The organism is Aquimarina pacifica, assembly GCF_000520955.1.
In the GTDB taxonomy this organism is placed as follows: Bacteria; Bacteroidota; Bacteroidia; order Flavobacteriales; family Flavobacteriaceae; genus Aquimarina; species Aquimarina pacifica.
The window spans coordinates 16,954-32,984 of record NZ_JACC01000027.1 but is presented as its reverse complement, the minus strand read 5'-3'; the positions used below and the strand labels follow the sequence as shown (position 1 = coordinate 32,984).

Genomic DNA, 16,031 nt, shown 5'->3' with positions numbered 1-16,031 from the left:
AAGAAGTTTTTTAGACCATAAATACTTTTGATTAATATGGTAATTACCTAGAAAAGAAGTTTGTGTTTTTTGGAGGGTAGAAAATTCCTGCTATTTGTTTAATTTTTTTAGCACAGCTGTTTTTTGTAGACAGTACTTACATTGTGTCATTCTCGTTAAAAATTTGAGAAACGTATTTTATCATAATTCCAAAGCAATTTTTGTCTGATAAAAATCTTTATTTTTTTTGTATTAAATTACTGATTTAAAGTGTTTTATTTTTGTTTTTCATAGTTTTTGATTCCTTTGTTTTGTATCCGTCTTAATATTGTAAATTAAATATACAACCTGTCAAAATAACCCTTACCTTTGCAGCCTTAAATTAAGGTGTATATGACTGCTATAAAAAACATTGCAATAATTGCTCACGTAGATCACGGTAAGACTACGTTGGTGGATAAAATTATGTATCATTGTCAACTTTTTCGTGAAAACGAAAATACGGGTGATTTAATTTTGGATAATAATGATCTTGAGCGCGAAAGAGGAATCACAATTACCTCAAAGAACGTTTCTGTTATATATAAGGATACTAAAATTAATATTATTGATACCCCCGGTCACGCCGATTTTGGAGGAGAAGTAGAGCGAGTACTAAATATGGCTGATGGGGTTTTATTACTTGTTGATGCTTTTGAAGGGCCAATGCCGCAAACTCGTTTTGTATTACAAAAGGCAATAGATCTAGGATTGAAGCCTTGTGTTGTAGTGAATAAAGTAGATAAAGAAAATTGTACTCCAGAAGAAGTTCACGAGAAAGTGTTTGATCTGATGTTTGAACTAGGTGCAGAGGAGTGGCAGTTAGACTTTCCTACAGTATATGGTTCTGCAAAGAACAACTGGATGAGTGATGACTGGAAAAACGAGACGGATTCTATAGAGCCTTTACTTGATATGGTGATAGAGCATATTCCTGCTCCTAAGTTAGAAGAAGGTACACCGCAGTTGTTAATTACTTCTTTGGATTTTTCGTCATTTACAGGACGTATTGCTATTGGTCGTTTACAAAGAGGAACGCTGACAGAGGGCATGCAAGTTTCTTTGGTAAAGAGAGATGGATCTATCAAAAAGACCAAAATAAAGGAGATTCATACGTTTGAAGGATTAGGAAGAAGAAAAGCTGAGAAGGTAGAAGCGGGAGATATTTGTGCTTTGGTTGGTTTAGAAGGTTTTGAGATTGGTGACACGGTTGCAGATGTAGAAAACCCAGAAGGGCTTAAGACAATTGCTATTGATGAACCAACAATGAGTATGTTGTTTACAATTAATGATTCACCTTTCTTCGGAAAAGATGGGAAATTCGTTACCTCAAGACATATTAAGGAAAGATTAGAGAAAGAACTAGAGAAGAACTTAGCATTACGAGTAAATGAAACAGACAGTGCTGATAAGTTCATCGTTTTTGGTCGTGGAGTATTGCATTTATCTGTACTTATTGAGACTATGCGTCGAGAAGGATATGAGTTGCAGATAGGTCAACCTCAGGTGATTATAAGGGAGATTGATGGTGTGAAATGTGAGCCTATAGAGGAATTAACTATTGATCTGCCTGAAAGCGTTTCTGGGAAAGCTGTAGAAATGGTTACCATGCGAAAAGGAGAAATGTTGAGTATGGAAGCCAAAGGTGATCGAATGGTATGCGAATTTATAATTCCTTCTAGAGGAATTATTGGTATGCGTAATCAATTACTGACAGCCACTGCAGGAGAGGCGATTATGGCGCACCGTTTTAAGGAATATCAACCATTAAAAGGGGATATACCTGGGCGTATTAATGGATCTTTAGTTTCTATGGAAAAAGGATCTGCAATACCATATTCTATTGATAAATTACAGGATAGAGGTAAGTTTTTTGTTGATCCGGGAGAAGATATTTATGAGGGGCAGGTAATAGGCGAAAACTCTAGAGGAGATGATATGGCTGTTAATATTACCAAAACCAAAAAACTTTCAAATGTACGTTCTTCTGGAGCAGATGATAAAGCTAAAATTGTACCAGCAATTAAGTTTTCGTTAGAAGAGGCGCTAGAATATATTCAAAAAGATGAATACGTAGAGGTAACTCCAAATCACTTAAGATTGCGTAAAATTTACTTAACAGAAGTAGAGCGTAAGCGTAATAAGATTGTATAATAGTATTTCTTAAATACTATATAATATGTAAAAACCCGAATAATTTTAATTATTCGGGTTTTTTGATTTGCAATCAAAAAATGTAATGATTATATGTTTTTAATCTTCCCCAAGAAAAACATTATTTCCTCATAACATAGCTTGTTGCTTCTGGTAATTGTTTTAAGAAACTTAAAACACCATTTAAATTGAAATTCATTGCTGTGTAAAATAATTTCATACCCCTTAATTTTATTTGTTAGACTAATTGTTTATCAATGGATACCGAACTTCATGTATCCAACTACTTATTAGATGCACAGATATGATATCATAACAAGAAAAAGTTGTTTTTTTTCATAAAAAAAACCCGAAGGCTTCCGGGTTTTTATTCGATATTTTTGGGGCTAATCCAAATATCTCGAGGTATTGTTCGCTTTTTGGGGCGAGTGTAATAAATAATTTTAATTAAATCTACATTTCAAATATACGTAGTTTTATTATGACTTCACTTGTAAAAAACAATAAATAATCGGTAAAAAGCAATTTTTTAACGATTAAATACAGGTTTTCGTATTTTTTTTTGATTTTTGAAACTAAATAGTAGTGTTGCTATTTATTGTATTAAGGTAGGTGGTTGTATAGTATTGATGTTGTTATCCTTTTCTTTGTACTACTTCAAAAACCTTGCTGCCGTCACACTTTAATGTTTTTGATGGATACTTTAGTAATAAGGCATAATCATGAGTTGCCATGAGAATTGTATTACCATTTTTATTAATATCCTGTAGCACTTCCATAACTTCTACAGAGGTTTGAGGATCCAAATTTCCTGTAGGTTCATCGGCAAGTATTAATTCTGGGTCATTGAGTAATGCTCTTGCAATCGCTATACGCTGCTGTTCTCCTCCTGATAATTGATACGGAAATTTGAAGTCTTTGGTTTTCATGCCTACTTTATCAAGGACATCATCTATTTTACTAATCATCCCTTTTTCATCAGTCCATCCTGTGGCTTTAAGAACGAATAAAAGGTTGTCTTTTACGGTACGATCATTAAGAAGTTTAAAATCTTGAAATACAATACCTAGTTTTCTTCGTAAAAAGGGAATTTGATTTTCTTGTAATGTAGGTAAATCAAAATCTACAATACTTCCTTCTCCCTCTAAAAGTGGAAGATCTCCGTAAAGTGTTTTCATAAAACTACTTTTACCTGTACCGGTTTTACCAATTAGGTATACAAAATCACCTTTGTTTACTTCTACATTAACTTCTGAGAGGATTAAGTTTTCGCGTTGATAAATTGAAGCATTTTTTAGGCTTAAAACCGTATTAGACATAAGTAATGATTCTAAATTATTAATAGTTATTGGTAAAAGTAAAAAGTTTTCTGGTATAAATATTTTAGCAAAGCAATAGTTTTTAACTAATACCAATTAATAACCTTTTTTTGATATAAATATTTTAGGTTTTTATAAATAAATGGTTTTTGTATACTCTTGTTTTACTAAATAAATTACTTAGTTACTATATATTTTCAATTTTGTCCTTTTTAATTGATTGCATACTAAAGAATTCATAATTCTAATTTCTTAATGTAATTATCTTTAAAAACTTACGTTAATATAGCATAAATTGGACGATATTTAACACATAAATCATCTACTGGGAAAAGATATTTACTCAAACAAAACAAGGTTTACCTTGAGTTTCATTAAATTGTTGTTCTGTTTTGATCGATTTATATTGGATCGAAATAAATAACTCTAAACTCATTTAATTAAATGAAGAATTACATCTATTCGATGCTTCTCGTAATTGGTGTGTCAATATCAATTACGGCACAACAATCTGCCATCTACACTAATGATTTAGTGCTTTTTAATCAAGCATTAGAATTATATAATAATAAGCAATTTCTTGCTGCGCAAAATCTTTTTGATAAAGTAAGAGATGCATCCGAAGACGAAAATATTGATGCAGAGTGTACCTATTATATTGCAAATTGTGCAGTATGGTTAAATCAACGAGATGCAGATCAACTTCTAGAAAATTTTGTTAGACAATATCCAACAAGTGTAAAGCGTAATGCGGCATATATGGATGCTGCTACGTATTATTTTGATAATGGAAAATATGCGTATGCCCGTAAATGGTATGATAAGGTTGATACGAGTAATCTAAATCGTTTTCAAAAGGAACTCTATGATTTTAATAATGGATATGCATATTTTAAAATACAACGGTTTAACGAGGCTAAGAAATTCTTAGTTAGGGTACAGGATTCGCCCAAATATGGTGCAAGAGCAAAATATTATCTTGGTTTTATTGCTTATGAAGGAGATAATTATAGGGAAGCAGATAAGTTATTTGATGAGGTTAGAGATATGGACGAGTATAATAAAAACCTGTCCTATTTTCAGAGTGATATGAATTTTAAATCTGGTAATTTTAGGGGGGCAATAGAAGAAGGGCTTGTGCAATTACCAAAATCTAAATCATTAGAAAAATCTGAATTAAATAAGATTATAGGAGAAAGCTATTTTAATCTAGAAGATTATAAAAATGCAATTCCTTATCTAAAAGAATACAAAGGACGAAAAGGAAAATGGAATAATACAGATTACTATTATTTGGGATATGCCTACTATAAGGAGGGAGATTATCAAAATGCAATTTCAGAATTTAATAAGATAGTTGATGGTAGAAATGCTCCTGCGCAAAATGCATACTACCATCTTGCAGAGTCTTATTTAAAAACAGACCAAAAACAACAGGCATTAAATGCATTTAAGAATGCATCAGAAATGGATTTTGAAGGAAAAATCAAAGAAGATGCACTTTATAACTATGCTAAATTAGGGTATGAAATTGGGAATTCTTTTGAGAGTACGCCAAATGTATTATTGAGATACCTAAAATTATATCCTGATACTGAGCATGAAGACGAGATTAAGGAACTTTTAATTAGCTCATATATTACATCTAAGAACTATAAAGAAGCAATGAACCTTCTTGAGGGGAACAATAATTATGGTGATCGATCAGTGTATCAAAAAGTTGCTTTTTATAGGGGGTTAGAGTTATATCTGTCAAATCAATATGAGCGAGCAATTGTATATTTTAATAAATCCCTAAACGAACGTATTAATCCTATTTTTATCGCTAGATCTTTATTTTGGAGAGCAGAAAGTTATTATGTTTTGGGAGATTTTGAAGAGGCCTTACTAAATTTTGAGGAGTATGTAAATAGTAATGGCGCATACCTAACTAAGGAATATGCCGATATCGAATATCATTTAGGTTACACTAATTTTAAACTAAAACAATATACCAAGTCTACAGATAATTTTGATGCGTTTTCTAAAAAAAGCGGAGTTGATGAGATCAAATTGATGGATGCATATTTGAGATTAGGGGATAGCCATTTTATTTCGAGTAAATATTGGCCAGCTCTAGAAGCGTACAATAAGGTAATCGAAAAAAATGGACCAAACTCTGATTATGCGCATTATCAGAAGGCTATTAGTTATGGTTTTATAGATAAAAATGATCAAAAGATTGAGAACCTCGAAATGTTCCTAAAAGTATATCGAGAATCCACGTATAGAGACGATGTAATGTTTACTCTGGGAGATGTTTATATTTCTGAGAATAAAATACAACAAGGTATTGATGCTTATAATCGTCTTATTGATGATATGCCAAGAAGCTCCTATGTTCCTAAAGCATTATTAAAACAAGGGCTGGTTTATTACAATGGAGATAAAGGAGAAAATGCATTAGCAAAATTTAAAAAAGTAGTAGCCGAATATCCAGGTACTGATGAAGCAATACAAGCTGTAAATACTGCTCGACTTATTTATGTAGACTTAGGAAGAACAGATGAATACGCATCTTGGGTAAAAGGTTTAAGTTTTGTTGATATTAGTGATGCAGATTTGGATAACACTTCTTATGAGGCTGCAGAAAAACAATTTTTAGATGGTAATGATAAGGGAGCAATTACTGGTTTTAAAAAATACTTAAATGAGTTTCCGACTGGGTTGCATGCGATGAAGGGGCATTTTTATCTTGCTCAATTATATTTTAAGAATCAAAATACTGATGAGGCGATCCCACATTATGAGTATGTATTGCAAAAAGATAGGACAGAATTTACAGAGAGAGCGCTAGCTAGATTATCGCAGATATATCTAGAGTCAAGTACATATAAAAACGCAATTCCTGTATTAGAACGTCTAGAACAATATGCTGATTACCCCCAAAATATAATTTTTGCACAAACTAACTTAATGAAGTGTTATTACCAATTAGGGGATTATCAAAAAACAATTGAATATGCCGATAAGGTTTTGACCAATGCAAAAATTCAGAATGATGTAAAAAGCGATGCTCAGATTTTTATAGCACGAGCAGCTATGCAAACTTCTAATATGTCAAAGGCAAAAAGCGCATATGCTGAAGTGCAAAAAATTGCAACTGGTGAATTAGCTGCTGAAGCCTTATATCATGATGCATATTTTAAGAATTTAGAAGGAAATTACAAGGCATCTAATAATGTTATCCAGACACTCTCTAAAGATTTTCCAGGGTATCGATTTTTTGGATGCAAAGGATTGGTGTTAATGGCCAAAAACTTTTATGGGCTTAACGATGCCTATCAGGCAACTTATATTTTAGAAACTGTAATTAAAAATTTCACGGATTACCCAGAGGTGGTTGATGAGGCAAGTATCGAATTGCAGGTGATTAAAGCCAATGAAGCAAAGACAAACTCATCAATTCAAACCGAACAGTAGTAATCAGTTATTAAACGATTTATATTATATGTCGATATATTTTAAAAAGGATATTATTCTCTTTTCAAACAAATATCAAAAATATTTAGCAATTTTTTTGGTAAAAACCTTTAGTAAGGTGCAGTATAACAGGTTCCTTGTTTCTTTCTTGTTAGGTGTCTTTTTTAGTATGTCTGCTTTTGGGCAAGAAGAAGATAATGAAAATGAAACACTAGATACAGAGCGTGTGGTGATTGTTAAAGCTTACACCCCAACCATAAGTGATGCTTTTAAAGTAAAATCTATTCCTGTTCTTAATGATTCTATTACGCAACAAAAAAAAGAATTACGATATAGTATTTTTTCTGTTCCGGTAGCTTCTACATATACTCCGATTAAAGGGAAGGCAGCTAATATAGATAAACCAAAACCTATAAAGATTTATGATAATTATGCTACTTTGGGGTTAGGGAGTTTTACATCTGTTTTGGCAGAGTTTTATAGTAATTTTCAGATCAATAGGTCGGATAATGCAGGAATTTACTTGCATCATAATTCCTCTCAAGGAGGAATAGAAGATGTAAAATTAGAAGATAAGTATTACAATACTTTTTTGGATTTTAATTATACCTCAAGAACCAGAGATTATACATATGGTATCGAGGCGGGGATAGAGCATAAATTGTATAACTGGTATGGGCTTCCTGAAACCCCAATTTTATCTGATGAAGAAATTGAAGCTATAGACCCTCAACAAAGTTACTTTGGAGCAAAACTAGGAGGTAAGTTTGAGTTTAATAAACTATATTTTAAGAGAATTGAAGCTGACTTTAGTTTTTTTAGAGATGCTTTTAAGTCTAAAGAAAGTCATTTGGTCGTCGCTCCTACGATGGAGTTTGAGATGGGCCATGAATTAATTACTACAAAGGCAACGGTTGATTTTCTTAAGGGGTCTTTTGATAGAGAGATTACTGTGGGTGTAATAAATAACTACCAGGTCATAAATTTTGGTGTACATCCCAGCCTTCAGGTGTTAAGAGATAATCTAACATTGATTCTAGGAGCAGAGCTTGTGTATAGTGTAAATACGCAGCAAGCAGATAATGACCTTTTAATTTATCCAAAAATAACGGCATCTTATAGGTTGTTAGATGATAATGTAATTGTATACGGTGGATTAGAAGGAATGCTTAGGCAAAATACGTACAGAGATGCCGTAAAAGAAAACCCGTTTGTTTCTCCGACAATGACTATACAACCCACAGATAATCCATATGATGCTTATATAGGGTTAAAAGGTAAAATAGCAGATGTATTGGGGTATAACATAAAAGGAAGTTATAATATCGAGAATAGCAAGCCCTTATTTGTTTCTAATAGTGTGCCGCTGCTAAAGTTAGCAGGATTTGATCATGGTAACTCTTTTGCATATCGTTATGACAATGTAAAAACCATAAAAGCCTATGGAGAATTAAATGTAGAGGTTAATAAAAAGTTTTTTTTGGGAGCATCTGTCGAAGTTTTTGATTATACAATGGAGAATGAACAAGAGCCATGGAATTTACCTGAAATGAAGTCTACAGTGTTTTTGGACTATCAAGTCAATAAAAATTGGTTTTTTGGAGCACAACTATTTCATGTAGGAGAACGAAAGGATATTGATAATCAATTTACACCTACTGCTTTTTCAGAACCTATTACCGTGTTAGATTCTTATTTTGATGCCAATGTTAATTTGGGATATCGCCTAAGTGAAAGACTTTCCTTTTTTGTAAAGGGCAATAATCTTACAGGACAAAATTATGAGCAATGGGTCAATTTTCCGGTACAAGGGTTACAGGTTTTAGGAGGTGCTACTTATAAGTTCGATTATTAATTATCTGTTTTAATACACAAAATAGAAAGGGCAAAAGATAAAATTTTAAGAATGTTCTTGCTCCTATTTGCTGTAATGTATTTTATATATTTTTGGTCAATTTTACTGTAGATATACGCTTGCTATTGTGCGAGAAATCAAATATTTCTTATTCTAGGCATATTTTTTGTTATCTTATTTGTCATTATTTAAAAAATGATGGTTTTAATACGATAAAATAAAAATAATGAGAAATAGTAGTCTTTTTCTTCTTTTCAGTTTGTTTTCTGTTATTACATTCTCACAAGAGAACTTTCGTCTATATTATGAAGAAACCAAAACTGGATATGTGATTTTGGCTGACAATGATGAAGTAACTCCAGTATCCGTCGAAATGAACTTAAGACTAGAAAATCTTAGTTCCAGTAACGGTAATGATAAAGTCTTTGTAGTACCAAAAAAAACCAAAGGGCATATAATTACTGTTTTGGAAATTGTAAATGCAAGAAAGAGGATTAAACTAGGGTTCGAATCAACATATAATTTTGGGGACCATAATCGTTTAAAATATGATGATGATTTTAAATATTATTTACCATTTCCCAAAGGTGAAGATTATTGGCTTTCGCAAGGTTATAATGGGGCTGTTTCTCATCAGAATGAAAATTCATTAGATTTCAAAATGCCTATTGGCACAAAAGTTTATGCTGCAAGAGGAGGGGTTGTAGTAGATGTTGAGCAAAGTTATACTAAAAGGTGTACTACATCAGAATGCGCAAAATATAATAATTATATTCTTGTTTATCATGAGGACGGAACCTTTGCCGAATATACACATCTCAAACAGAATGGTGCTAAAGTAAAAGTGGGAGCTAATGTGAAAATAGGTCAGTTAATTGGGTTAAGCGGAGATGTAGGTTGGGCTACAGGACCTCATTTACATTTTACAGTGTTTTTTCAGAGATTAAAGAAAAGAGAAACTCTTAAGACAAAGTTTCTGATAGGGAAGGGGGAAGAAGCAGTAGAGCTTATAGAAAAGAAGAAATATATGAGAGGGTATTAATTTTTGATCAGTTTCAATTTAGGTAGGTAATTTGAATCTCTTGATTCCATAAAATAACATTTAATTGTAACGCTATTTCAGGATAAGACAATTTAAAAAAACAAAAAACCGGGTAGTCATAAAAACTACCCGGTTTTTTTGATATAGGTTTAGTACGTTATTTTTTACTAAACTTTATTATTGGAAGATTCTTTTTCCCTTTTATGTCGATCAAATATATTCCTGTTTTGAATTGGCTTACATCGATTGTGTTAATTCTAGATTCAATTTTGGAAGTATGAAGTAATTGGCCTAATGTAGAGAATATCTGTATTTCTCTCGCATCAGAATAACCTTCGATTTCTATATTGATAAATGAATTTGTTGGATTAGGGTATGATTTAATAGAAGCAGTACTTTCTTCTAAAATAGGGTTGCTACTAGCAGTAATACCAGAGCATAAAATTTCAAAATCAGAAATAGAAGACCAAGACCCAGTATATCCTGATGCTCCTGTAATTGTGAGTTTAATATAACGCATTGACTGAGGTGCGAAGCTACGATTTATTATAGAACCTCCCTCTGTATTTGATGTTGCATCTGTCAATGTTACAAAACCAGAAGTAGAAGAGTTTTGTGAGCCTTCTACCAAAAACTGATAAGCTCTATCACTGTATGGATACAAATTAATTTCATTTACATTATACAAATCGCCTAAATCAATCACCGCATATTGAGGAAATCCTGATGCAGACCATCGGTTATCTGGATTTTCGTCTATAATGTTATCAACAGTATGTTCAGAATTTTGTTCGTCACTATAGTCCACAATAACCCCATTTATAGCTAGGTTTGATCCTTCGGTACAATTACTATTGAGTTCGGCAGCATCTTGAGTAATGTTTATCGTTCGAGTTAAATTTCCTCCACTTATTGTTACAGTACCCGTACGCTCATTAGCTTCTGTATTTTCTTCAACAACTATGTCGAAAGAACCATTTTCTGATCCACTTGTGAGAGTAGTTGATATCCAATTTGTACTATCTGTAATAGTCCAGGAAAGGTTTGAGGTGACTGTAACCTCTTGATTTTCTCCTTCTGATGAGAAATCAGATATAGAAGAGACTTCTAAAACTTCTTCAGGTACTATGATTCCAGAACAGATAACTTGAAAATCAGAAATAGAAGACCAAGATCCAGTATATCCAGAAGCTCCCGTAATAGTCAGTTTGATATATCGAACTGTTTGGGATGTGAAGCTACGATTTATGATAGAGTCATCATCAGTATTATCTGTTGCATCTGTTAATGTTTCGAATCCTGAAGTTGCAGAATTTAATGAACCTTCTACCAAAAATTGATATGCTCTATCACTGTACGGATACAAATTAATTTCATTTACGTTGTAAGTGTCTCCTAAATCAATCACAGCATACTGAGGAAATCCTTCTGCAGACCATCGATTGTCAGGGTCGCCATCCAATATGTTATCAACTGTATGTTCAGAGTTCTGTTCATTACTAAAGTCAATAATTGAACCACTAGAGGATAAATTGGTTCCTTCGGTACAACCTTCTGATATATTTATTCCTGCTTGTGTGATAGTAATGTTTCTGGTGATGTCACCACCTTCAACAGTTATATCAGCAGTACGCGCGTTTGTAGATGTATTCTCATCTACTGTAATTTCTATAGATCCGTTGTTAGATCCACTATCGGTATTCACAGAGACCCAAGAGCCGTTTTCTGACACTGTCCAATCAATATTAGATGTGATTGTCACCGTTTGTGTATCTCCATCGGCTGAAAACTCAGAAATAGCGGATACTGTGAGTATATCATCAATGATAGCTGCTGCTTGTGTGATAGTAATGGTTCTAGTAATGTCACCACCTTCAACAGTTATGTCAGCAGTACGTTCGTTTGTAGACGTATTCTCATCTACAGTAATTTCTATAGATCCGTTGTTAGATCCACTATCGGTATTCACAGAGACCCAAGAGCTGTTTTCTGAAACTGTCCAGTCAATATTAGAAGTGATTGTCACCGTTTGTGTTTCTCCATCAGCCGAAAACTCAGAAACAGCGGATACTGTGAGTATATCATCAATGGTAGCTGCTGCTTGTGTGATAGTAATGGTTCTGGTAATGTCACCACCTTCAACAGTTATATCAGCAGTACGTGTGTTTGTAGATGTATTCTCATCTACAGTAATTTCTATAGATCCGTTGTTAGATCCACTATTGGTATTCACAGAGACCCAAGAGCTGTTTTCTGAAACTGTCCAATCAACATTCGATGTAACTGTTACTGTTTGTGTTTCACCAGTCTCAGGAAATTCTGAAACATCCGATACTGTTAGGTTATCGGTTTGAGTTGCTCCTGCGCAGAGGATTTCAAAATCTATAATCGAGGACCATGATCCAGTATAACCAGATGCTCCTGTAATAGTTAGTTTTACATAACGAGCTGATTGTTCTGGAAAAGTTCTATTAATTACATCTCCACCTGATGTATTATCCGAAGCATCTATTAATGTAAAGAAATCAGAAGTTGCCGAAACCGAAGATCCTTCTACAGTAAATTGATAGGCTCTATTTTCATAAGGAGTCAAATTAATTTCATTGATATTATAATCACTTCCTAAATCAATTACTGCATATTGCGGAAATCCTTCTGCAGACCATCGGTTACCTGGGTTTCCATCTAGAATATTAGTAACGGTATTAGTAGAGTTTTCTTCATCACTAAAATTAGCTATTGATGCTGTCAATGATAAATTAGTCCCCTCAGTACAGAGTCCAGGAATAGTAAAACCTGCTTGAGTAACAGTAATTGTTTTGGTAATACCAGCTCCCGAAACAGTAATTAATCCACTTCTTTCTGAGGTTTCAAGGTTTTCTGCGGTAGTAATAGTAATAGAGCCATTACCAGATCCGCTATTGGTGTCCACAGATATCCATGAGTTGTTTTCTGAAACTGTCCACTCTACATTAGAAGTTACGGTTGTTGTTTTTGATTCTTCATTAGAAGAGAAATTTATGGCAGATGAAAGCTCTAAGTAATCCTCAGGTACAGAAGTCCCTAGTCTTAGTTCACTAAATCGTACTTCGCCATAAGCATCTGGTTCTTCATCTCCAGCCTTGTTTTTTTCTTCCCAAATAGAAGATTGAGTATATGCACCAGCCTTAAAATATCCACCGCCATAAGCACTATCAAAGTCGTAATTCCATTCGCCATTAGGTCCACTTACATTTAGGTTGTCAAGTTCTATATATACGCGTCCATCATTAATATACATTCTAGCCTTTATAACATCATTTAGTGAATAATCCATGATATTCTGGTAGTCATCCTGATTGTCATCTTCATTTATAGTTACATGTAACAGTTCATCGTCATCATCTGCTCGGTACTCTAATCTAAAAACTTCTTCAGATGAGTCTCCTTTGATTTGCAGCATACAAACTTCTTGTTTTATATTTGGTAGGTGTGTAACTCTAAAAGTTGCATTTAATTCTTGTTCATCATCGAAACTCCAAAATTCATCATTTCCATCTATTGTTTCTCTAAGTTCACTTCGAGGGTAGGCATTTGCGCTACTTAATGCTCCAGCACAATGCGCTTTAAAAACAACTTCGTTTCCTTCGACATAAAAGTATTCAGAGAACGGAGTTGAAGGTACATAATCCACAAGGTCTCTAACTTCATGTGCTTTAATGTCTGGATCTTCTCGGTCATTATATTCAACACCTTCATAATCGTCTCCATTTATATCTAATGGATATGTGATTTTAAAATATGCTAAGTCAGGAAGTATGCTTGAAGGTGCTAAGCTAGAATTTGATGCTGCTTCTTGTGTAACGGTAAAGCTTCGTGTAATGTCTCCGCCACTTACGGTTACGGTTGCGTTTCGTGAACTACTAGAAGTGTTTTCTGAAGCAATTATGTTTACCGTTGCGTTATTTGAACCATTTGTAGTACTAGTTGATAGCCATGAGCTATTCTCACTTAGAGTCCAATCTAAGTTAGAAGTAATACTAAGCGTTTGTGTACCACCATTAGCTGAAAAATCAGTAGGTGATGATATAGTTAATATTTCAGTCGCATCTTCTACTCCTAATTGAGTTATGTTTATTGTTCTTGTTAAGCTTCCTCCAGTAACCGTAATTTCTCCTGAGCGATCAGAAGTACTTGTGTTTTCTGAAACCGTTATGCTTATAGATCCATCATTAGATCCACTAGTTGGTGTAATAGAGATCCAAGAACTATCATCACTAGCATTCCAGGATAGATTAGAAGTAATATTTATTGTTTGCGTTTCTTCGTCTGCACTAAAGTCTGAAGCTGAAGATACTAGTAAAATGTCACTTGTTCCTGTGTCGCCACATGTGCTTAGTGTATTACCAGATGCATCAAGGAAACATGATCCAATATTATCCCCTACTTGATTATCAGTAATTGGACTATATATAACATTTCCTGTACCTCCTGATACTTCATGGGCACCGACATCCATATTGCTATTAGGTCGAGTACGTCCTTCTATATCTGTGTTTACTGTCGCAGCATAGTCATTACCTCCTGCATTTGCAGCTATACCTGTACTTATGGGTTTAACAATTTCACCATTAGCAGTAAAAGTCTCTATTGCTTCTGTGATACCTCCAGAGGTTACCCCAATAGTCGATCCTCCCATGATATTACCTACGTATTCTATTCCAGAGCCTGTTCCAGAAATATCGCCAGTAATAAGGTCAGTTCCTGTTGCGCCATATACAAGGTTGTAAGCTATAACACCTGTAGGATCATACGAGTTTCTGTCATTATAATGAATTGGATCATCAGAATTATATATAGTATTAAATGCTATTAAAACATTATCTACATTTTGGTATCCATTACCGCTTCCTCCAGAAGACTCACCACCTCCGACAAGGGTAATTGCATTGTTCCATACATCCCCATCATTGCTTAGGTCTTGCATGTAGTTATTAATAATTACATGATCTCTATCGGTTACTCGAATTCCTCCTGATTTAGCTTTTCCTTCACCTAAGAAGAAGTTGCTATCAACTAATGCTCCTGAACCATGACGTAATACCAGAGATCCTCGACAGTTTCTAAAAGTGTTATTTTTGAATATATTGTCGGCACTTTTATTGGTTATAATTTCATTCTCACCATCAGCTTCCTTAAAATAGTTGTTTTCAACAGTAACTTGCGCGCTAATTGCTTGGAATTCGCTAACACCAATTCTTATCGCTTCACAATCTCCTGAATTAGTAGAGAATGTATCCTTTGGTGTAATATTGTAAAAGTAATTACTTCTAATTGTATGTGCCGGAATAGTAGTGCCTTGATATGCTAATTCTACCAAAATACAGGCTCCTGCACTTAATTTGTTTACAAAAGAACAGTTCTCGACAATATTGTTGGTGCCATAAAGAACAATCCATCTACTTTTTCCAGGTTCTTCTGTATATAAGTTGTTAAAAGCGCAATTTCTAATGGTACAGTTGTTTCCAAAATCAGAGTCAGAACCATTTCGACGAAAAGAAATATGATCACTTGCACCTTCACCACCATTCCAGTAAAATCCATTTACGATCAGGTAGTCACCAGCAAAAAATAAACGAGATTCTCCTGTAAAGATAACTCCACCAGGAGTTTCTGCTTTTAAAATAATAGGGTTTGATGCTGTACCACTTGCATTTATAAAATTAATGCTTTGGTCAGAGTACGTTCCGTTGGCCCATGTAACAACATCACCAGCAGAAAGTGAGAGATCGTTGAACTCATCATCAGAACTTATGGTGTAGTCTGTTGCATTAGCGGTTTTTGGCGTTATAAAAAATAAGAAAGTTAGAAATAATAATGTTTGAGCGTTAACTAACTTGAGTAGTGAAGAATTAGCGGCCATATGGTGTGAGCCTCTAAATTCATTAAAGTGAGTTTTCATTTTTGGTGTTTATGTGTGTTAGTGATTAATGTACAAGTGTGACGTATTGGTACTATATTTTATTGTTTTAAAAAAAGTGCATTATGAAGAATCATAAAAAAGTAATCGGTTTATTATGATTTGTAGTTAGCAAGAAGATGTAAGGATGCTTTCCTATTCATGAAAAAAAGGTTGGTTTTAAGACGAAATTCGTGATGCGTAATTATTTTATAGTTATTGTGTTGTTGATTAAAAAAAAGT

The 16,031-nt window shown here is 33.7% G+C and carries 6 protein-coding genes; 4 read left to right on the top strand and 2 right to left on the bottom strand.

Annotation, left to right across the window (positions count from 1 at the left end):
- The first annotated feature begins 372 nt into the window (after positions 1-372).
- On the top strand, positions 373-2,172 hold the full coding sequence (typA, locus tag DZ60_RS0114020) for a translational GTPase TypA (protein WP_025742673.1): 1,800 nt from the start codon (positions 373-375) through the stop codon (positions 2,170-2,172).
- Positions 2,173-2,807: 635 nt separating this feature from the next.
- Here typA and DZ60_RS0114015 read toward each other — a convergent pair.
- On the bottom strand, positions 2,808-3,491 hold the full coding sequence (locus DZ60_RS0114015) for a cell division ATP-binding protein FtsE (protein WP_025742672.1): 684 nt from the start codon (positions 3,489-3,491) through the stop codon (positions 2,808-2,810).
- Positions 3,492-3,935: 444 nt separating this feature from the next.
- On the opposite strand from DZ60_RS0114015, the gene DZ60_RS0114010 reads away from it, so the two are divergent.
- The 3 genes from DZ60_RS0114010 to DZ60_RS25690 all read left to right on the top strand — a co-directional run bounded on the left by DZ60_RS0114010 (position 3,936) and on the right by DZ60_RS25690 (position 9,850).
- Positions 3,936-6,953 carry a tetratricopeptide repeat protein gene (locus DZ60_RS0114010; protein ID WP_025742671.1) on the top strand — a complete coding sequence of 1,006 codons (3,018 nt, stop codon included), beginning with the start codon at positions 3,936-3,938 and terminating at the stop codon, positions 6,951-6,953.
- Between the two features lie 28 nt (positions 6,954-6,981).
- The gene (locus DZ60_RS0114005; RefSeq protein WP_025742670.1) at positions 6,982-8,808 is read left to right on the top strand and encodes a TonB-dependent receptor; all 1,827 of its coding nucleotides are present in this window, start codon (positions 6,982-6,984) and stop codon (positions 8,806-8,808) included.
- A gap of 226 nt (positions 8,809-9,034) precedes the next feature.
- Positions 9,035-9,850: a M23 family metallopeptidase gene (locus tag DZ60_RS25690; protein ID WP_025742669.1), complete on the top strand. Its 816-nt coding sequence runs from the start codon at positions 9,035-9,037 to the stop codon at positions 9,848-9,850.
- Positions 9,851-10,007: 157 nt separating this feature from the next.
- Here DZ60_RS25690 and DZ60_RS0113995 read toward each other — a convergent pair whose 3' ends face one another.
- Positions 10,008-15,791 carry a BACON domain-containing protein gene (locus DZ60_RS0113995; RefSeq protein WP_025742668.1) on the bottom strand — a complete coding sequence of 1,928 codons (5,784 nt, stop codon included), beginning with the start codon at positions 15,789-15,791 and terminating at the stop codon, positions 10,008-10,010.
- Between the last annotated feature and the right edge of the window lie 240 nt (positions 15,792-16,031).

What these genes read in the sequence shown, in the direction of transcription:
- typA (WP_025742673.1), top strand. Translation starts at nt 373, where the DNA reads ATGACTGCTATAAAAAACATTGCAATAATTGCTCACGTAGATCACGGT.
- DZ60_RS25690 (WP_025742669.1), top strand. Translation starts at nt 9,035, where the DNA reads ATGAGAAATAGTAGTCTTTTTCTTCTTTTCAGTTTGTTTTCTGTTATT.
- DZ60_RS0113995 (WP_025742668.1), bottom strand. Translation starts at nt 15,791, where the DNA reads ATGAAAACTCACTTTAATGAATTTAGAGGCTCACACCATATGGCCGCT.
- DZ60_RS0114015 (WP_025742672.1), bottom strand. Translation starts at nt 3,491, where the DNA reads ATGTCTAATACGGTTTTAAGCCTAAAAAATGCTTCAATTTATCAACGC.
- DZ60_RS0114005 (WP_025742670.1), top strand. Translation starts at nt 6,982, where the DNA reads ATGTCGATATATTTTAAAAAGGATATTATTCTCTTTTCAAACAAATAT.
- DZ60_RS0114010 (WP_025742671.1), top strand. Translation starts at nt 3,936, where the DNA reads ATGAAGAATTACATCTATTCGATGCTTCTCGTAATTGGTGTGTCAATA.